Origin of the sequence: Teichococcus rhizosphaerae (assembly GCF_002631185.1) — a bacterium.
GTDB classification, from domain to species: domain Bacteria; phylum Pseudomonadota; class Alphaproteobacteria; order Acetobacterales; family Acetobacteraceae; genus Pseudoroseomonas; species Pseudoroseomonas rhizosphaerae.
Genome location: NZ_PDNU01000014.1, coordinates 15,333 through 33,350, shown reverse-complemented (window position 1 = coordinate 33,350; position 18,018 = coordinate 15,333). Strand labels below are relative to the sequence as shown.

At 72.2% G+C, this 18,018-nt stretch carries 20 protein-coding genes; 6 read left to right on the top strand and 14 right to left on the bottom strand.

The features are described from left to right. Nucleotides 1–603: ABC transporter substrate-binding protein (locus CR162_RS09610; protein WP_245870232.1), on the top strand; the 603-nt coding region annotated here is incomplete at its 5' end. 57 nt (nucleotides 604–660) lie between these two features. On the opposite strand, the gene CR162_RS09605 is transcribed toward CR162_RS09610, so the two are convergent. From CR162_RS09605 to CR162_RS22360, 6 genes are read right to left on the bottom strand one after another with little or no spacing between them, the layout of a single operon-like run. Further along, nucleotides 661–1,401: an MOSC domain-containing protein gene (locus CR162_RS09605; protein WP_218014868.1), complete on the bottom strand. Its 741-nt coding sequence runs from the start codon at nucleotides 1,399–1,401 to the stop codon at nucleotides 661–663. Next, nucleotides 1,398–2,420 carry an ABC transporter ATP-binding protein gene (locus CR162_RS09600; protein WP_099095332.1) on the bottom strand — a complete coding sequence of 341 codons (1,023 nt, stop codon included), beginning with the start codon at nucleotides 2,418–2,420 and terminating at the stop codon, nucleotides 1,398–1,400. The genes CR162_RS09605 and CR162_RS09600 overlap by 4 nt, the downstream gene beginning before the upstream one ends. Beyond that, on the bottom strand, nucleotides 2,420–3,466 hold the full coding sequence (locus tag CR162_RS09595; protein ID WP_176559798.1) for an ABC transporter ATP-binding protein: 1,047 nt from the start codon (nucleotides 3,464–3,466) through the stop codon (nucleotides 2,420–2,422). Before CR162_RS09595 ends, CR162_RS09600 begins: the two co-directional genes overlap by 1 nt. A gap of 14 nt (nucleotides 3,467–3,480) precedes the next feature. Then, a complete protein-coding gene (locus tag CR162_RS09590) occupies nucleotides 3,481–4,374 on the bottom strand; it encodes an ABC transporter permease (protein WP_099095331.1) in 894 nt (297 codons plus the stop codon). After that, a complete protein-coding gene (locus CR162_RS09585) occupies nucleotides 4,371–5,327 on the bottom strand; it encodes an ABC transporter permease (RefSeq protein WP_099095330.1) in 957 nt (318 codons plus the stop codon). Before CR162_RS09585 ends, CR162_RS09590 begins: the two co-directional genes overlap by 4 nt. Continuing rightward, entirely contained in the window at nucleotides 5,324–5,512 is a 189-nt protein-coding gene (locus CR162_RS22360) for a hypothetical protein (RefSeq protein ID WP_176559797.1), read from the bottom strand. The genes CR162_RS09585 and CR162_RS22360 overlap by 4 nt, the downstream gene beginning before the upstream one ends. Before the next feature lie 172 nt (nucleotides 5,513–5,684). On the opposite strand from CR162_RS22360, the gene CR162_RS22355 reads away from it, so the two are divergent. Then, entirely contained in the window at nucleotides 5,685–6,290 is a 606-nt protein-coding gene (locus CR162_RS22355; RefSeq protein WP_176559796.1) for a cupin domain-containing protein, read from the top strand. 11 nt (nucleotides 6,291–6,301) lie between these two features. Here CR162_RS22355 and CR162_RS09575 read toward each other — a convergent pair whose 3' ends face one another. The 4 genes from CR162_RS09575 to CR162_RS09560 form a co-directional block, all read right to left on the bottom strand. Beyond that, nucleotides 6,302–6,799: an Lrp/AsnC family transcriptional regulator gene (locus tag CR162_RS09575; RefSeq protein ID WP_099095328.1), complete on the bottom strand. Its 498-nt coding sequence runs from the start codon at nucleotides 6,797–6,799 to the stop codon at nucleotides 6,302–6,304. An 83-nt stretch (nucleotides 6,800–6,882) separates the two neighbouring features. Beyond that, complete coding sequence (locus CR162_RS09570; RefSeq protein ID WP_099095335.1) at nucleotides 6,883–7,749, bottom strand: GNAT family N-acetyltransferase; 867 nt, start codon at nucleotides 7,747–7,749, stop codon at nucleotides 6,883–6,885. Nucleotides 7,750–7,832: 83 nt separating this feature from the next. Beyond that, on the bottom strand, nucleotides 7,833–8,702 hold the full coding sequence (locus CR162_RS09565) for a GNAT family N-acetyltransferase (protein ID WP_099095327.1): 870 nt from the start codon (nucleotides 8,700–8,702) through the stop codon (nucleotides 7,833–7,835). A 131-nt stretch (nucleotides 8,703–8,833) separates the two neighbouring features. After that, on the bottom strand, nucleotides 8,834–9,313 hold the full coding sequence (locus CR162_RS09560; RefSeq protein ID WP_099095326.1) for a DUF1203 domain-containing protein: 480 nt from the start codon (nucleotides 9,311–9,313) through the stop codon (nucleotides 8,834–8,836). Between the two features lie 146 nt (nucleotides 9,314–9,459). Between CR162_RS09560 and CR162_RS09555 the strand changes: the two genes are divergently transcribed. After that, complete coding sequence (locus CR162_RS09555; RefSeq protein WP_099095325.1) at nucleotides 9,460–10,311, top strand: glucose 1-dehydrogenase; 852 nt, start codon at nucleotides 9,460–9,462, stop codon at nucleotides 10,309–10,311. Between the two features lie 99 nt (nucleotides 10,312–10,410). After that, complete coding sequence (locus CR162_RS09550; protein WP_099095334.1) at nucleotides 10,411–11,421, top strand: alpha/beta hydrolase family protein; 1,011 nt, start codon at nucleotides 10,411–10,413, stop codon at nucleotides 11,419–11,421. A gap of 51 nt (nucleotides 11,422–11,472) precedes the next feature. Here CR162_RS09550 and CR162_RS09545 read toward each other — a convergent pair whose 3' ends face one another. From CR162_RS09545 to CR162_RS09535, 3 genes are all read right to left on the bottom strand, one after another. Next, nucleotides 11,473–13,380, bottom strand: coding sequence for a TRAP transporter permease (locus tag CR162_RS09545; protein WP_099095324.1), 1,908 nt, complete (start codon nucleotides 13,378–13,380; stop codon nucleotides 11,473–11,475). A gap of 6 nt (nucleotides 13,381–13,386) precedes the next feature. Continuing rightward, nucleotides 13,387–14,376 (bottom strand): TAXI family TRAP transporter solute-binding subunit, encoded by a 990-nt coding sequence (locus CR162_RS09540; protein WP_176559795.1) that lies wholly within the window; start codon nucleotides 14,374–14,376, stop codon nucleotides 13,387–13,389. A 146-nt stretch (nucleotides 14,377–14,522) separates the two neighbouring features. Beyond that, on the bottom strand, nucleotides 14,523–15,242 hold the full coding sequence (locus CR162_RS09535) for a GntR family transcriptional regulator (RefSeq protein WP_099095322.1): 720 nt from the start codon (nucleotides 15,240–15,242) through the stop codon (nucleotides 14,523–14,525). A gap of 150 nt (nucleotides 15,243–15,392) precedes the next feature. On the opposite strand from CR162_RS09535, the gene CR162_RS09530 reads away from it, so the two are divergent. Further along, nucleotides 15,393–16,391 (top strand): Bug family tripartite tricarboxylate transporter substrate binding protein, encoded by a 999-nt coding sequence (locus CR162_RS09530; protein ID WP_099095321.1) that lies wholly within the window; start codon nucleotides 15,393–15,395, stop codon nucleotides 16,389–16,391. 6 nt (nucleotides 16,392–16,397) lie between these two features. Here the strand turns inward: CR162_RS09530 and CR162_RS09525 are convergent, their stop codons facing one another. Further along, nucleotides 16,398–17,045 (bottom strand): hypothetical protein, encoded by a 648-nt coding sequence (locus CR162_RS09525; RefSeq protein ID WP_099095320.1) that lies wholly within the window; start codon nucleotides 17,043–17,045, stop codon nucleotides 16,398–16,400. A 167-nt stretch (nucleotides 17,046–17,212) separates the two neighbouring features. Between CR162_RS09525 and CR162_RS09520 the strand changes: the two genes are divergently transcribed. Next, on the top strand, nucleotides 17,213–18,010 hold the full coding sequence (locus CR162_RS09520) for a GGDEF domain-containing protein (RefSeq protein ID WP_099095319.1): 798 nt from the start codon (nucleotides 17,213–17,215) through the stop codon (nucleotides 18,008–18,010). Nucleotides 18,011–18,018 lie beyond the last annotated feature (8 nt).

The following is an 18,018-nucleotide window of genomic DNA, read 5'->3' as shown; positions in this document are numbered from 1 at the left end:
CCGCATGCCTTCGACACGGACCGCGCCAACGCCCTGCTCGACCAGGCCGGATGGGCGCGCGGCGCCAACGGCATCCGCCAGAAGAACGGCGTGCCGCTGGAGTTCGCCGTCTCCACCACCACCGGCAGCGCGCTCCGCGAGCAGTGCCAGCAGCTCATGATGCAGGACTGGCAGAAGATCGGTGTCTCCATGAAGATCAACAACATGGCGGCGGCGGTGATCTGGGGCGAGTTCTATGTGCGCTCCAAGTTCCAGTCGCTGCTGGTGGGCACCGCCTTCCGCACCGGCATCGACCCGGACCCCGCCACGCGCTTCGCGAGCGACGCCATCCCCGTGCGCGGCGGCAGCGGCGGCAACTACATGCAGTGGGTGAACCCGGAGGTGGACAGGCTCCTCCTCGAAGGGCAGACCAGCTTCGACCAGGCGCGGCGCAAGGCCGTCTATTTCCGCCTGCAGGAGATCGTCCGCGAGGAACTGCCGGTCCTGCCCATCTTCCAGTACGCGCCGGTGGAGGGCACCAAGGACAAGCTGGTCGGCTACCGCCCCAACATCAACGCGCGCCAGAACACCTGGAACATGCGCGAATGGTACTGGGCCGCCTGAGGGCGTGGATGACCGGGGGACGGGCGGCGGCGCCCTCCCCCGGAGCGCCTCCAGGCTTCAGGCGACCGCGGCTTCCGGCAGGGCGACGCTGTCGCCGGGCAGGATCGGGCCGGGCCGCACCACCTCGCAATACAGGCCGAGATTCTGGTCGAAGCCCTGCATCAGGGCGCGCAGCACCTCGCGGTCATCCGGCAGGCCGGGCTGCGCCAGCGTGGTGAAGGCGCAGCGCACGCAGGGGATGGTGCCGCGCAGCACGGCGCCGCCGATGCGGAACTCCCGCCCGATCCAGCCATATTCCGGGATGCCTCCCATGTCTTGGGGCGTGTCGAGCAGGATGTTGGGGCGGAAGCGCCGCTCGTCCAGCACGCTGCCGGGAATGGCGGCCTGCAGGGTGCGCAGCGCCGAGGTGGTCAGCAGGTGGATGGGGGCGTGCGCGTAGCGCGAGGCCGGCCCCTCCTCGCCCGGCGCGGCGTAGCGCCGGATCGAGGCTGGAAAGCCGTAGAGGTCGGAGAGCGGGCCGAGGCTGCCGGAACCGTGCCAGTCCTGCCCGTCCACGCTGACCTCCACCTCCACCTCCCCCTCGGCGGCGCAGCGGGCGGAGGCGCGCGGCAGTGCCATCCATTGCCGCATGCGGCCGGGGCGGGCGATCTCGCCCGTCTCGGCGTGGAACACGCCATGGGTGCGGTCGCCGAGCACGCCGGAGGCGAGCAGCTCCATCCGCTCCAGCCGCTCGCCGCCCATCGAGCTCACCGGGTAGCGCCACAGCGCCGCCACCCGCCCTTGCGGGGCGGCGCTCACGCGGCGAGCCCCGTGGGCGCGGCGAGGTGCAGGTCGTCGCGGATGCAGGCCTTCATGTGGCCGGGCGCCACCTCGCGCAGCGCGGGCACCGCGCCCGCGCAGGCCGGCAGCGCATAGCGGCAGCGCGTGCGGAAGCTGCAGCCGGAGGGCGGGTCGAGCGGGCTTGGCATGTCGCCGGTGAGCATGATGCGTTCTCGCTGGATGGTCGGGTCCGGGATCGGCACGGCGGAAAGCAGCGCCTCGGTGTAGGGGTGGCGCGGCATGGTGAAGAGCGCGCGGGTCGGCGCCACCTCCACCAGCCGGCCGAGATACATCACCGCGATGCGGTCGGAGATGTGCCCGACCACCGCGAGGTCGTGCGAGATGAAGAGGATGGTGAGGCCGAGCCGTTCCTTCAGCTCCAGCATCAGGTTGACCACCTGCGCCTGGATGGAGACGTCGAGGGCGGAGACGGGCTCGTCGGCGATCAGCAATTGCGGCTGCATGATCAGCGCGCGGGCGATGCCGATGCGCTGCCGTTGGCCGCCCGAGAATTCGTGCGGATAGCGCGCCGCGTGCGACGGCAGCAGCCCGACCAGCGCCAGCGTCTCCTCCACGCGCTGCCGCCGCGCGGCTCTCGGCAGGCCGGGCTCGTGGATCTCGACCGGCGCGCCGACGATGTCCTCCACCGTCATCTTCGGGTTGAGCGAGGCGTAGGGATCCTGGAAGACGAGCTGCATCTTCTGGCGGAAGGGCCGCATCGCATCGCGCGAGAGGGTGGTGATGTCGTCTCCCGCGAAGCGGATCCGGCCGGAGGTCGGGCTGGTCAGGCGCAGCACGGTGCGGCCCACGGTGCTCTTGCCCGAGCCGGACTCGCCCACCAGGCTCAGCACCTCGCCGCGCCGGATGTCGAAGGACACGCCATCGACCGCCTTGACCACGGAGCGCCTGCGGAACAGGCCCTCCCGCGGCCCGCCATACCATTTGCGCAGCTCCTGGACTTCCAGCAGGGGCGGCGCCTCGTTCGGTTGCGGATGCATCACGCGGCCTCTCCGGTGAGGGCGGACCAGCGCACGCAGCGCACCTGGTGCCCGGGCCGGGCTTCCTCCAGGGGCGGCACGGCGGCGTCGCAGGTGCCGGGCAGAAAGCCGCCGCAGCGGGGCCCGAAGCTGCAGCCGGGCGGCGGCTCCAGCGGGTCGGGCACGGTGCCGGGGATGGCGGCCAGCGGCTCCCGCCCCAGCCCCGCGAAGTCGAGGCGCGGGACGGAACGCAGCAGGCCGCGCGTATAGGGCATCAGCGGCGAGCGGAAGAGCGGCCGCACCGCCGCCTGCTCCACCACCCGCCCGGAATACATGACCATGACGCGGTCCGCGATCTCCGCGACGACGCCCAGGTTGTGCGTGATGAAGATGACCGCCATCCGCGTCCGCTCCTGGAGCCGCCGCAGCAGGTCGAGGATCTGCGCCTGGATGGTGACATCAAGCGCGGTGGTCGGCTCGTCGGCGATCAGCAGGCGCGGCTCGCAGGCCAGCGCCATGGCGATCATCACGCGCTGGCGCATGCCGCCCGAAAGTTCGTGCGGATAGGCGCCGAGCCGACGGCGCGGGTCGGGGATGCCGACGAGGTCGAGCAGCCCCGCCGCCTTGTCGAGCGCGGCGCGGCGGGAGAGCCCCTCGTGGAAGCGGATCGACTCCGCGATCTGGTCGCCCACGCGGTGCACGGGATTGAGCGAGGTCATGGGCTCCTGGAACACCATCGCGGCGTCGCGCCCGCGCACGTCGCGCATCTCGTCCTCGGGCAGGCTGGCGAGGTCGCGCACCGTGCCGTCGCGCCCGCGCAGCAGCACCTGGCCGGTGATGGAGCAGAAGGGCGGCTTCGGCGTCAGCCGCAGGATGCCGAGGCTGGTGACGCTCTTGCCGGAGCCGGACTCGCCCACCAGCGCCAGCGTCTCGCCGCGCCGGATGCGGAAGGACACGTCGCGCACCGCGGGGATCTCGCCCGCCGGCGTGCGGAAGGAGATGCCGAGGTTGCGGACGTCGAGGACGTCCTCCTCGTCCTGCATGACGCGCGGGGCGGTCTGGGTCATGCTGGCCGCCTCCATCACCGGCCGTCCATGCGCGGGTCGAGCGCGTCGCGCAGGCCGTCGCCGATGAAGTTGAAGCTGGTGACAGCGAGCGTGATGGCGAGGCCGGGCAGGATGGCGAGCCACGGGGCGCTGGTCAGGTAGCTCTGCGCGCTGTCCAGCATGTTGCCCCAGCTCGGCGTCGGCGGCTGGATGCCGTAGCCCAGGAAGCTGATGTAGGACTCCGCCAGGATGGCGTGCGCCACGTTCAGCGTGGCCGCGACGACGATGGGCGCGATGGCGTTGGGCAGCAGCTCGCGGAACATCACCCGCCGGTCGCTGGCGCCCAGCGCCTCCGCGGCCACGGCGAAGTCGCGCGCCCGCAGCGCGCGGATCTGCGCCTCGACGATGCGCGCCACCTCCATCCAGGAGGTGATGGCGATGAGGAGGATGATGGAGCTGACCGAGGCGTTGATCAGCGCCGAGATGGCCAGCAGCAGGAAGATGCTGGGAAAGCAGAGCATGGCATCGACGAAGCGCATCAGCACCGTGCCGACCACGCCGCCATAATAGCCCGAGACGATGCCGACGGCGATGCCGATGACCATGCTGATGGCCATGGCCGAGAAGCCGACCAGCAGCGAGATGCGCCCGGCCATCAGCAGCCGTGCCAGCATGTCGCGGCCGAGCGCGTCGGTGCCGAGCACATGCGCGCCCGAGAAGGGCGGCGCGAAGCGCTGCATGATGTCGATGTGGGTGTCGGTGAAGGGCAGCAGGTAGGGGCCGAGCGCGCAGGCCAGGGTGAGGAAGAGGATCACGCCGGCGCCGAACACCGCCAGCCTGTGGCGGAGGAAGCGGCGCAGCGCACCGCCGCGGCGGCGGGCGGGCCGCGCCGCCGCGGCGGGCGGCGCGACGCTGCTCGATGCACTCATGTTGCGTTCGCTCCGAGGCGGGGATCGGCTACGTTGTAGAGGAGATCGGCCAGCAGGCTTCCCAGCAGCACCAGCACGGCGGTGAACATCAGGATGCCCATCACCACCGGGTAGTCGCGGTAGTTGATGGAATCGAGGAACAGCCGGCCCATGCCCGGCCAGGTGAAGACCGTCTCGGTCACTAGCGCGCCGCTGAGCAGCGTCGGGAGGTGCAGGCCGGTGATGGTGATCATCGGCAGCAGCGCGTTGCGCACCGCGTGGTGGATCAGGATGCGCCGCTCGGGAATGCCCTTGGAGCGTGCCGTGCGGATGTAGTCCTGGTGGATCACGTCGAGCATGGAGGAGCGCATGTAGCGGCTCCACACCGCCGTGCTGACCAGCGCCAGCACCATGCAGGGGCCGATCAGGTGATGGACCCGGTTGGCCAGCGATTCGTCGCCGATCGTGTAGCGGTTGCCGGAGGGCAGCCATCCGAGCCCGACGGAGAAGACGTAGATCACCACGAGGCCGAACCAGAAGGTTGGGATGGAGAGCGCGATCATCGCGCCGATCGTGGCGAACCCGTCGAACAGCGAGTAGCGGCGGATGGCGCCGAGGATGCCGACCCAGGCGCCGATCATCATGGCCAGCAGCGTGGAGGTGAGCATCAGCTCCAGCGTCGCGCCGAGATGCGAGCCGATCACGGACAGAACCGGCTGCTGGTCGCGGTAGGACAGGCCCCAGTCGCCTTGCAGCATGCGCCACAGCCAGTCGAGGTACTGGATCGGCAGCGGCCGGTCCAGGCCGAGCTGCGCCGCCACGCGGTCGAGATCCTCCTGGGTCATGTCGCCCCCGGCCGCGAACTGCGAGAGCGGGCCGCCGGGCGCCAGATGCAGGATGGCGAAGCCGATCATGGAGACGAGCAGCAACAGGCCCGCGCCCTGCAGCAGGCGGCGTATCACATAGCTGCTCATCGTCCGGCCATCCCAGTGTCCAGGGTTCGCCGCGCGGCCTTGCCGGCCTTCTCGCGCTTCACGCGGCCTCGCAACAAGGCGGAGACGTTGCTCAAGCCCATTCCCTTCGGCACGCCGTTGCGCCGCATGACCTTCGCCTCCGCAGCCTTCATGCGCGCCACGCTCGTCCGGCGCAGGTTTCGCATGAAACGCCGAAAGGATCGTTTCATTATATTGAAACTGCGGTCAAGCCGTGTTTTGCATTCCCGCCTGGGCGACGTGGCGAGCGCGCCTGATTCGCGTTATCCCCGCCGTGCAAAGGAAAGGACGGGACCATTGGCCGTGCCCGGAATGGCGGCGCCAGCCGCGGATGAGGCCATGCGCATCGGCATCCGGCTGCGCGCGCTCCGGGCCGAACTGGGGCTGACCATTCCCGCCCTGGCCGCGAAGGCGGGCCTTTCGGCCGGGCTGATCAGCCAGATCGAGCGCGGCCAGGCCAATCCCTCGATGCGGACCATCCAGCGGCTGACCATGGCGCTCGGCGTCAATCTCTGGGCGTTCATCGGAGAGGCGGGGGGCGAGGTGGGCAATGGCGCGGCGGCCCCCGCGAATGGCGGGGCGGAGCCGCGCGGCGCGGAGATGCTCCCGTTCGTGCGGCGCCGCGCGGAGCGCCCGCGCGTCGTGGTGGGAAAGTCGAGGATGGTGAAGGAGCTTCTCTCGCCGCGTGGCGAGCGGGGCCTGCGCTTCATGATGGTGACGCTGCCCCCTGGCGGCACGGCCGACGAGATGCTGACCGGGCCGGGGGAGAAGGGCGGCTATGTGGTGTCCGGCCGCGTGGCGCTGACGGTGGGCGAGCGGCAGGCGGATCTCGCCGAGGGCGACAGCTTCCAGTTCGACAGCCGCCATCCCCACAGCCTCGCCAACCACTCGGCGCAGGCGGCGACGGTCATCTGGATCATCAGCATCCTCGAGCCGCATCTCTGAGGGCCGCGCCCTCATGCCTCCCGGTTGAGGAAGCCCTCGAGGTCGTGGTGGTGCTTCACAAAGACCGGCTTCATCACGACATAGGAGAAGTATTTCTCCACGCCGATGTCCATCGCCAGCATCCGCTCCATGGTTTCCTGGTAGTGCTGGATGGAGAAGACGACGAACTTGATCAGGTAGTCGTAGCCGCCGCTGACGAGATAGCACTCCATCACCTCGCTCATCAGCCGCACGCGGGCCTCGAAGCGGGAGAAGTCCTGGCTGCGGTGGTCGGCCAGCGTGACCTGGGTGTAGATGATGACGGTGCTGCCGAGCTTCTGGAGCTGGACCTGCGCGCTGTAGCCGGTGATGTAGCCCGCCTTCTCCAGGCGCTTGACGCGCGCGAGGCACGGGCTGGCGGAAAGCCCCACCGCCTCGGCCAGCTCGACATTGGTGGCGCGGCCGTGCTTCTGCAGATGCGAGAGGATGCGGATGTCGATGCGGTCCAGCTTGGGGACGCCAGGCACCATGCAGCGGGGTTCCGGATTGCGGGAGTCTCTGTCGCCGGCGCGGACTCTAGCGAGGCGGCAAAGCCCCTGACAAGGCCGCCCCCTCAGCCCAGGGTCTGGCTCACCAGCGCATAGCCGCGCGGCGCGCCTCGCGGGGCGGGCGGCCGGCCAAGCGCCATCCCGGTCACGGTGCCGGCATCGTCGAGGCCCAGCGCCTCCAGCCAGGCGGGCAGCCCGCTTTCCGCCGGCACGTCCACCCGCACGAACTGGCCCTGCTGCACGCCCAGCCAGTGGCCGATCAGCGCCTTCGCCATCTCCGGCCCCGGCGCCACCACCGGGCCGATCACCTGCCCCTGCCCGAAGCGGCGCATCAGCGCGAAGCCCGCCACCTCGCCCGCATGGTCCAGCGCCACGCCCTTGGCGCCCTCCAGCAGGGCGGCGATCAGCGCCTGGCGCGGCAGGCCGGAGGCCGATGCGTCGAGCGCCGCCAGCAGCGCGTGGTCCCGCTGGCCGACCGGCCGCAGGCGGTGGCCGGGCGGCAGCGGCACGAGGCCGATGGAGAAGGAGGCGCCCTGGTATTGCCGGACGATCCCCGTCCGCGCGAAGCCCAGCGCTTCATAGAGCGGCATTCCCGCCGGAGTGCCGTTGAGCAGGATGCCGCGCCGGCCGAGCCGCGCCATCATCGCCTCCATCAGCAGGCGGGCAAGCGCAGTGTCGTAGCGGGGCGGGTCGGCCAGCAGCATGCCGATGCGGGCGAACTCCGCGCCGAAGCGCCAGCCCATGGCGGTGCCCACCAGCCGCCCGTCCCGCTCGGCCGCCAGCCCCTCGCCGGTGCGGAGCAGGAAGGCCCAGTCCTCCTGCCGGTGCGGCCAGCGCATGGCGGCGGTGAGGCGCTGCGCCGCGGGCAGGTCCTCCGCCGTCAGCGGCCGCAGGGTGATGGGCGGCGGGCCCGCCCGGAGGGTGTTCGTCATGCCATGCTTCTCCGCCCCTGCCGCGCCGCCCGTCATGCTGCCCGGCATGGCCGGGTGCCGGCCCCGCGCGGCGCCCCCCTTTGTCAGCCCAGGGCCTGGCTGACCAGCGCGTAATTGGCGAGATCGGGCCGCCGCCGGGGTGCCGCGCCCCGCACCATGCCGGCGACGGCGCCCACTTCGGCCAGCCCATGCGCGGCGAGCCAGCCGCCGAGGCCGCTTTCCGCCGGAACGTCGAGGCGCAGGAACCGCCCCGCCCGTGCGGCGAGCCAGTGGCCGATCAGCAGCCGGGCCGCCTCCACGCCGGGCGCCACCACCGGCCCCACCACCTCCCCCCGGCCGAAGGGGCGGATCAGGGCGAAGCCGGCCGGCATGCCGCCCCGCTCCAGCACGACCCCCTCAGCCAGGGGGAGCACGGCATGCAGCAGGGCCGCGCGCGGCGTGCCGGTGGCCTCCGCGTCGAGCGCCACCAGGGCGCCCGCATCCTGCGGCCGCACCGGGCGCAGCGTCAGGCCGGCCGGCGCCGCCTGCTCCGCCGGGGCCCGCGCCAGCCCGTTGTGCTGGCGGATCTCCAGCGCGGGGCGGAAGCCCAGGCTGCGGTAGAGGGGCGCACCGGCCTCGGTGGCGTGGAGCAGCACGCGGCAATCCTCGCCCAGCCGGTCCAGCACGCCCTGCGTGAGGCGCCGGCCGATGCCGCGACCCTGCATGGCGTCATCCACGATCACCGATCCGAGCGTCGCGAAGCCGGGGCCGTGGCGCCAGCCCATGGCGGTGCCCACCAGCCGCCCTTCCCGCTCGGCCGCCAGCCCTTCCCCCAGCGCCAGCGCGAAGGCCCAGTCCTCCAGCCGGTGCGGCCAGCGCAGCGCGGCGGAAAGGGCATGCGCCGCCGGCAGGTCGGCCGGAGCGAGCGGGCGCAGAAGGAGGCCAGGGTTTTCAGGCCGTGAAAGCGTGGCCATGCGGGGTGGTCCTCATCCATCCGTCACAGGATCGGCCGCCATGCTGCCCCGGGCGGCGCGGCAGGAGCTTCCGTTCTGCGCGGCATTTCGGCAGCATCCACTGCCTCCCGCCTTCCCCCCCCGCCCGTGGCCTACCCCTCCAGCGGCTCGACCGCCGTCAGCAGGCAGCCGGGGCGGGCGGTGTGGATGTTGATGAAGCGGGTGCGCGGATCATCGAGTGCGCGCATCAGCGGCGCGGCCACGGCCCCGCCTTCGCAGACCTGCCCGAGATCGTAGAGGCACAGCTCCGCCGCGTCATAGGCACGCACGGAAACGAGGCCGTTGGCCAGCACGATGGGGGCGATCTCGTCCTCCGCCTCGAAGCGCGGGCACTCACCCGCGTGCAGGAAGATGGGGCTCGGCGTCCAGTAGGTGCCGAGCGGGTGGGGCAGGTCGTAGCTGCCGAGCAGCATCGTCTCGCCCGGCGCGCCGAGGCGCAGGCAGTGGCGGCAGGGGAAGCCCGGCCCGTCGACAGGGCGCGCGTGCAGCGGCAGGCCGCGGTCGTCCCGGCCGGTCTGGCGGAAGCGGCGGGCGGTGCGGGTCGGCATCGGCACGCAGCGGAAGCGTGGCATGGCGGCTCTCTCTCTCCGGTGGGCGGAGGGGAGGATGCGGCGCGCCCGCGCGGGCGCGCCATCCGGCGGTTGCGCCCTCATCCCCACCGGAACTCTGCCCGGACGCGCTGGTTAGCCCACGACGCCCTTTCGCGAGGAGAACCGAGATGACCATCACCCCGCCGCTGCCGAAGCAGCAGCAGGACATGCCCGGCGAGACGGACGCGATGCGGCCGCGCCCGGACCATGGCGAGGAAAGCTACAAGGGCAGCGGCAGGCTGCAAGGCCGGGCCGCCCTGATCACCGGCGGCGACTCCGGCATCGGCCGCGCCGTCGCCATCGCCTATGCGCGGGAAGGGGCGGACGTGCTGATCTCCTACTACAACGAGGAGGAGGATGCGCGCGAAACGGCGCGCTGGGTGGAGAAGGCCGGCCGCAAGGCGGTGCTGGTGGCGGGCGACATCAAGGAGGAGAGCCACTGCAAGGCCCTGGTGGAGCGCGCGCTGAAGGAGTTCGGCCGGCTCGACATCCTGGTGAACAACGCCGCGCACCAGGCGTCCTTCTCCAGCCTGGAGGACATCAGCGCGGAGGAATGGGACGTCACCTTCCGCACCAACATCCACAGCCAGTTCTATCTGTGCAAGGCGGCGCTGCCGCATCTGAGGCCGGGCAGCGCCATCATCAACACCAGCTCGATCAACGCCAAGAACCCCTCCCCCAGCCTGCTGGCCTATGCGACGACCAAGGGCGCGATCGCCAACTTCACGGCGGGGCTGGCGCAGCTCCTGGCGGAGAAGGGCATCCGGGTGAACGCCGTGGCGCCCGGCCCGATCTGGACGCCGCTGATCCCCTCGACGATGGATGCGGAGACGGTGCAGAGCTTCGGCGAGAACACGCCGATGGGCCGCCCGGGCCAGCCCGCCGAGCTGGCGGGCGCCTATGTGCTGCTCGCCTCCGACGAGGGCAGCTACATGAGCGGCGCGCTGATCCCGGTGACCGGCGGGCGCCCCATGCTCTGAGCCCCCGCCCCTTGTGGCCCGCATGCCGTGGCGCCTTGGCCGCTTCCCGCCGCCATGCGAAGGAATGTGGCGGGTGGGTGATCGGGGAGGCGAATGGCCATGGCGCGGACCCTGGAGGCCGAGCCGCTGCGCATCCTGGCGGCGGACGGGGTGGTGCTGGGCGGCCATCACTGGCCCGCCGGCGCCGCGGGGCCGGCGCGTTCCGTCGTGGTGATCGGCCCCGCCACCTCCGTGCGCAGCCGCTACTACGGCCGCTTCGCCGCTTTCCTCGCCGCCGCCGGCTTCGACGTGCTGACCTTCGACTACCGCGGCATCGGCGAATCGCGGCCCCGCCGGCTGCGGGGCTTCCGGGCGGATTGGCGGGACTGGGGGGAGCTCGACCTGGAGGCGGCGCTGCGCACCGCCATGGCGCGCTTCCCCGGTCGCCCCGTCGATGTGGTGGCGCATTCCATCGGCGGCTTCGCGCTGGGGCTGGCGCCATCGGCGCAAAGGCTGCGGCGCATCGTCACGGTGGGGGCGCAATATGCCCATTGGCGCGACTACGAGGCCCGCGCCCGCCTGCGCATGCTGCTGCGCTGGCATGTGGCGATGCCGGCGCTGGCGGGGCTCCTCGGCTACGTCCCGGCACGCCGGCTGGGCTGGATGGAGGACACCCCCGCCGGCGTGGCGCGGGACTGGAGCCGGATGGGCGCCCGCTTCGAGCGCACGCTGCGGGGCGGCGCCGGGCTGCCGGACCGCTTCGCGCGGGTGGGCGCGCCGATCCTGGCCATCAGCCTGACCGACGACCCGTTCGGCACCATCCCCGCCATCGAGCGCCTGCTGGGCTACTACTGCGCCAGCCCGCGCACCCATCTGCGCATCGCGCCGGGCATGGTCGGGGCGGCCGCGATCGGGCACTTCGCCTTCTTCCATGACCGCTTCCGGGACAGCCTGTGGCCGCTGGCCCGCCACTGGCTGGAGGCGGGGCGCCTGCCCGCTGGGGCGCCCGGAAAGGTCGTGGCCGGGAGGGACGCCACACCTCCTGTCCCGCCCACGGAGCAGGACCCGGCGCTGGACCGCCAGAGCAGGTCCCGCCCGGGCGGAACTGCCCGAACGGGTGGAGATGCCTGAGAAGACAAGGGCCTGGAGCATCGGGGCGAGCCAGGGCCCACGGAAAACGCTCTAGCCGGGCGGCGCCCCCGGCGCGGCGCTCCCGGCCGGCACCGGCCGCGCCAGCCGGCTGACCCCCCAGCACAGGGCCAGCACCGCCACCACCACGGCCAGCCGCCCCGGGGCGGGCAGGACGTGGAGAAAGGCCGCGACGAGCCCCGAGGCGCCCAGCGCCAGCCGCAGCACCGGCCCGAGCGGCCCGGCGAGGAAGCCGGCATAGGCGGCGGTCAGCGCCGTCAGCGCCGCCAGCTGCACGGAAAAGGCCAGAAGGATGTCGAGCAGGCTGCCCTGCATCATGATGCCGGGGTCGTAGACGAAGGCGAAGCCCACGGTGAAGCCGGCGATGCCGAAGCGGGAGGCGTGCAGGCTGGTCAGCGTCGGCGGCGCCTTGGCCACCGAGGCGGCGGCGAAGGCGGCGGCGGCCACGGGCGGCGTCGCGTCGGCCAGCACGGCGAAGTAGAACAGGAACAGGTGCGCCGGCAGCATGCCGACCCCCATCTCCATCAGCTGCGGCACGCCGATGGCGGCGGCGATGATGTAGGAGGGGGTGGTGGGCAGCCCCATGCCCAGCACCAGCACGGTGAGCGCCAGCAGCACCAGCAGGAGCGGCAGCGATCCGCCCGCCAGTTCCTTGATGATGCCGCCGAAGGCCACCACCATGCCGGTGGCCGTCAGCGCCGAGACGACGATGCCGGCGCCGGCGATGGCCACCGCCAGCGGCGCCATGGTCAGCCCCGCCTGCACCAGGCTATTGAAGATGGCGCGCGGCGACATGCGGGTGCGGCCACGCAACATGGCCACGGCGATCATCGCCATGGTGGCGCAGAAGGCGGCGAAGTTGCCGCTCCACCGCTCCATCATCAGCCAGACCAGCACGGCGATGGGCAGCAGCAGGTGGCAATCGGCCAGCACCTCGCGCCAGGGCGGGATGTCGGCCTCGGCCATGGCGGTGACGCCGAGCTTTTTCCCCTCGAAATGCACCGCGACATAGATGGCGAAGAAGTAGAGGACAGCGCCCAGCGTGGCGGCGATGACGATCTCGCCATAGGCGATGTTGGTGATCTCGGCCATCACGAAGGCGGCCGCGCCCATCACCGGCGGCATCAGCGCGCCGCCGACGCTGGCCGCGCTCTCGATGCCGCCCGCGACCGCCGCCGGGTAGCCGATCCGCTTCATCAGCGGGATGGTCATGGCGCCGGTGGTGATCACGTTGGACACGGAGGAGCCGCTCATGGTGCCGAACAGCCCGGAGGTGATGACCGACACCTTGGCCGGCCCCGCCGTGTAGCGCCCGGCCGCCGCCGCGCCGAGATTGCTGAACAGCCGCCCCGTGCCGCTGCCCTGCATGAAGGCGCCGAAGGTGATGAACACCGCGATGGTGGTGGCGACGATGCCGGTGAGCGGGCCATAGATGCCGCCCGCCGTCGGCACCAGCCAGGAGGCCTCCAGGATCTCCTCCAGGCTGAAGGGCCGCGTGTTCAGCACGCCCGGAAGGTGGTGGCCGAAGGCCATGTAGCCGATGCTGACCAGCACCATCACCGCCAGCCCCGGCTCCACCGCCCGCCGCGTTGCCTCCAGCAGGGTGACGATGGCGAGGATGGAGAGGACCACCATCTCCGGCCCGAAGGGATCGACATACTCCATCCGGTCGGACACGGCGGCGGCGTTCAGCCAGACCCAGAGATGCGGCGCCGCCGCCAGCAAGGCCCAGAGCCAGTCGATGACGCTGGGCCGTTCCTTCGGGCTGGAGGCGCGGGCCGGCCAGAGCAGGAAGATGGGCGGCACGAAGGCCAGCAGGTGGAAGCCGCGCATGGCGATCGGCTCGGGGAAGCCGAAGCCGCCGAAATAGAGGTGCAGCGCCACCACCCCGGCCAGCCAGGCCGGGAGGATGACGCCGAGCGGTCCGCGAAGCTGGCGCACGCGGCCTCAGCCCTGCATCACGCCGGCTTCCCGGTAGGCGCGCTCGGCGCCCGGATGCAGCGGCACGCCGGCATACTTCCAGGCGACGGCCGGGTCATAGGCGCCCATCGAGGCATGGATCTGCGTCAGCCGCGCGCCCTTGGCCCTGATGAGGGTGCGCGTCACGGCATAGGCCACGGCGTCGGGCAGCGTGTCGTGCACCAGGATGACGCTGTCCATGGTGGTCACCGGCACGTCGGCGTCCTGGAGCGCCGGATAGGTGCCGGCGGGGATCACGCCCTGGTTGTAGGCGTAGGTGTCGATCAGGTGCTTGCGCACATCGGCCGGGAACTCCACCAGCTTCGCCTGGCGCCGCCCCTGGCCGATCTCGGTGAGGATGGCGGCGGGCTTGGCCAGCGCCGCGTAGAGATAATCCACCTGCCCGTCGCCAAAGGCGCCGGCGATGTCGTTGTAGGAGCCGTTGAGGTAGCGGCCCCCCTCGTCGCGGATCTTCTCGGGCGAGGTGCCGTAGAACTTCAGGATGCGCTGCAGCGTCATCTCGTCGGTCGAGGAGCGCTGCGGGCAGCCGATGCGGACCCCCTTCTGCGTCAGGATCGCCTTCATGTCGGCCGGGCCGCCATCGGCGCGGCGGAGGAAGTTGTGCTCGGTGGGCGAGTAGCCGGTGCCGAGCGAGCGCAGCCGCTCATGCTTGGCCTTGTAGGGCTCCTCGCCCCGCGCCGCGGCGGCGGTGAAGGCGTCGATGCCCCAGCCCATCTGGCTCTGGCCGTTGTTGACGCGCGTCGGGTTGGCGAGGCCGCCGCCCGGCACGACGCGGATCTGGATCTCGGGGTTCTCGTCGCGCACCAGCGCGGCGACGCCGGCGGCCATGGTGTACCACCCGCCGCCCAGCGAGCCCGCGACGAATTCCAGCGTCTGCTGCGCGGAGGCGCGGCGGAGGGCCGGCAGGGCGAGGGCGGAGCCGGCCAGCACCGCCCGGCGGGAGATCCGGAAATCCATGGGAAGCCTCCTGAACGAGTGTTTCCCCATGATGAACAGAGATCAGGAGGCGCGGCAATCGGCGCGGGCGGGGGCATCGCCGCCGCGCGCGGCGGAAATGCCCTGGAAACGCGCAGTCCGCACCCGGCTGCCGGCGCGGAGGGCGTTCAGAAATAGTCGGGGAAGCGCTCGCGGATGCGGGCCAGCTCGGCGAAGGTGTTGGAGAGGTGGTCCCGCAGCAGCCGCTCGGCTTCCGCCGGGTCCCGCCGCAGGATGGCGGCCGCCAGTTCCTCATGCTGGCGCAGCACGGCCTCGGCCTTGCCGGGGCTTGGCAGGTGCAGCCGGCGCAGCCGGTCGAGGTGGCCGCTGCGGCTGCGCACCAGCTCATGCAGCCCGGGCACCCCGGCGGCCGCGCAGAGCACGCCGTGGAACGCCTCATCGGCGGCGGTGAAGCCGTCCTCGTCGCCGCTGGCGCGCATCCGCGCCAGCTCGGCGCGCAACGCCTCCTCGAGGCCGGGCGGCGGCGCCTCCGCCAGGCGGCGCACCACCGCCAGCTCCACCGCCTGCCGCAGGAAGCTCGCCTCGCGGGCGCTGGCGGTGTCGATCCGCGCCACGCGCGTGGCCGATTGCGGCACCACCGCGATCAGCCCTTCCTCCTGCAGCCGGATCAGCGCCTCCCGCACCGGTGTCTGGCTGACGCCGAGCCGCGCCGCGACGGCGGCGCGCGAGATGGCCGTACCGGGCGGCAGCGCCAGCGAGATCACCGCCGCGCGCAGCGATTCATAGGCGCTCTCGGCGGCGGAGCGGCGCCGGCCCATCGGCGCCAGCGTGGCGAGGCCGCCAGCATCGGGCCGGATGTCGAGGGGCGGTGCGGGCGGGAGGCGCATGGCAGGAGCCTTAGCAAAGGCACGGCCGCGGGGCCACGGAAGGCTTGACGCCAAAAATCTAATATATCAGTTTGACGCCGAGATGCCGCGCCTGTTGCGCGCGATCCCAGCAATGCGTGCCGCCAACGGCACCACGAGGAGGAACCGCCCATGCCCAGCCAGTCCCGCCGCGGCCTGAGCCTTGCCCTGCTGTCCCTGCTCGCCTTGCCGGCTGGCCTGGCCTCGGCGCCGGCCCCCGCGCGGGCGCAGGCGCCGGCCTACCCGACCCAGCCGATCCGGCTGATCGTCCCCTTCGCCGCCGGCACCTCGGACACGCTCGCCCGGCTGGTGGGGCAGGAGATGAGCAAGGCGCTCGGCCAGCCCATCGTGGTGGAGAACCGGCCCGGCGCGGGCGGCAACATCGGCAGCGAGGCCTGCGCCCGCGCCACGCCCGACGGCTACACCTTCTGCCTCGGCACCATCAGCAGCCACGCCATCAATCCGGGCATCTACCCGAAGATGCCCTATGACGTGCAGAAGGACTTCGCGCCGATCACGCAGCTCGCCTCGCAGCCCAACGCGCTGGCGGTGAGCAACAGCAATCCCGCCCGCAACCTCCAGGAGCTGATCGCGCAGCTCAAGGCCAAGCCCGGCGAGGCCAGCTACGCCACCTCCGGCGTCGGAACCTCGATCCACCTGGCGGGCTCGCTTTTCGCGCAGCTCACCGGCACCCGGATCGAGCACGTCCCCTATCGCGGCAGCGGGCAGGTGACGACGGCGCTGCTAACCGGCGAGGTGCCGATGGCCTTCGACAACCTCTCCTCCGTGCTGCCCTTCGCGCGGGAAGGCAAGCTGCGCATCCTCGGCGTCACCTCCACCGAGCCCAGCGCCGTGGCGCCCGAGATCCCGACGGTGGCCAGCGTCGTGCCCGGCTTCGAGAGCCTCTCCTGGCACGGCTTCTTCGCGCCCGCGGCGACCCCGCCCGCCATTGTCGCCCGCCTGCACAAGGAGGCCGTGGCGGCCCTGCACGGCCCGGCGGTGTCCGGCCGGCTGAAGGATCTCGGCATCACTCCGGTGGGCAGCGCGCCGGAGGAGTTCCGCCGCTTCGTCGCCGCCGAGACGGCGCGCTGGGGCGAGGTGGCGCGCAAGGCCGACATCCGCATCGACTGAGGCCGGTCAGCGCCGCCTGCGCCCGCGCCCGGCCGGGGCGGCGTCCTCCCCGCCCCGCTGGTAGTCGGGCCGCAGGTCCCACACCAGCGGGGGCCAGTCCCGGCGCAGCCGCAGCAGGGCGCGCCAGGGCGACCAGTCGGCCGACCAGAACTCCACCGCCATGCGGTCCGTCCGGGTGCTGCGGGCATCCTCCATGCCCGGCAGGGCGCGGACATGGCGCAGCGCCCGCGTGGTGCCCCAATGCGCCCAGAGCCAGCGCCGCGCCTCGGCATCGTCCGGCCCCAGCGCCAGGATGGCGGGCGGGAGGGGCACCAGGCGGTGCAGGTCGAAGGGGCAGCTCCGGTCCGTCGCGGCGCGCGCCAGGGCCGCCTGGTGGTTGGCCGCCGCCGCGTCCCGCAGCCGGCGGGACAGGATGCGGGCGCCGCTCGGGCTGATCGCCGGCTCGCCCTCGCGCGGCGCCAGCAGCTGGAGGCGCCAGTCCTCCTCCATCCGCCCGAGGTCGAGCACCCACGGGATCAGCCCTGAGCCGGCCGCGGCGGCGCGGAACCGGGCCATGGCCTCGGCCGGGCCGCTGATGGTGAGCCGGTGCCGCAGCCAGTCCGTATAGGGCGGGGCCGGCGGCGCCTGGCCTTCTCCGGCGGGGAAGATGGTCATGTCCGGGTTCTGGCGGCTGTGCAGGGCTGCCTCCTCAGCGCGGGATTGGGCCTGGCCTGCTTGGTCACTTTCCTCGTTCCCTGGCAAGCCTCGCCTTTTCGTGCGCCAGGAATGGCGGGCGCGCACGAATATGTGTTAACAGCCCCTCCCAATGCGCGGAGGGTTTCATGACCATGCGGGGCCCTCTGAGGCTGATCATCGCTCCCGACATCCAGGACCAGCGGGGCCTGCGCCGCTATGTCGCCAGCGCCACGGCCGCCGCGGTGGTCGGGGCGCTGCTGCTCGATGTCATCAACCAGATGGTCTTCTTCATCGACTGGACCACCGCCCTGCGCTCCTGGGTGGTGACGGTGTTCGTGGCGCTGGTGGTCGCCATCCCGATCCTCGGCTGGATCGGGCGCGCCCACCTGGCGCTGGCGGAATCGCGGCGCGACCTGGAGCGGATCAGCCGCACCGACCCGCTCACAGGCCTGCCCAACCGCCGTGCCCTGATGGAGGCGGCGGAGCGCGGGGACGCCGCCTGGATGGTGCTGGTGATCCTCGACATCGACAACTTCAAGCGCGTCAACGACACGCATGGCCACCGCGTGGGCGATGCCCTGCTGTGCGCCGCCAGCCGCAGGATGGAGGAGGCGCTCGGGCCGTTCGGGCTGCTGGGGCGGATGGGGGGCGAGGAGTTCGCCTTCATCTCCAGCACCACCCCCTCGCGCGAGGTGCTGGAACGGCTGGAGGCGATGCTCGGGCAGTTCGCGGCGGGGCCCATGGTGGCCGACGGGCAGGCCGTGCTCGTCACCCTTTCCGCGGGCGCCGCGATCGGCCGCCAGTGCGGCTTCGACGCGCTGTACTCGGAGGCCGACCGCGCCCTCTACGCCGCCAAGCGGGCGGGGCGGAACCGCATCTGCCTGTCCGATGCGCTGCGGGAGCTTCAGGAGCGCGAAGGGGAACAGGGGCGTTCCGCCGCCTGAAGCGGCGC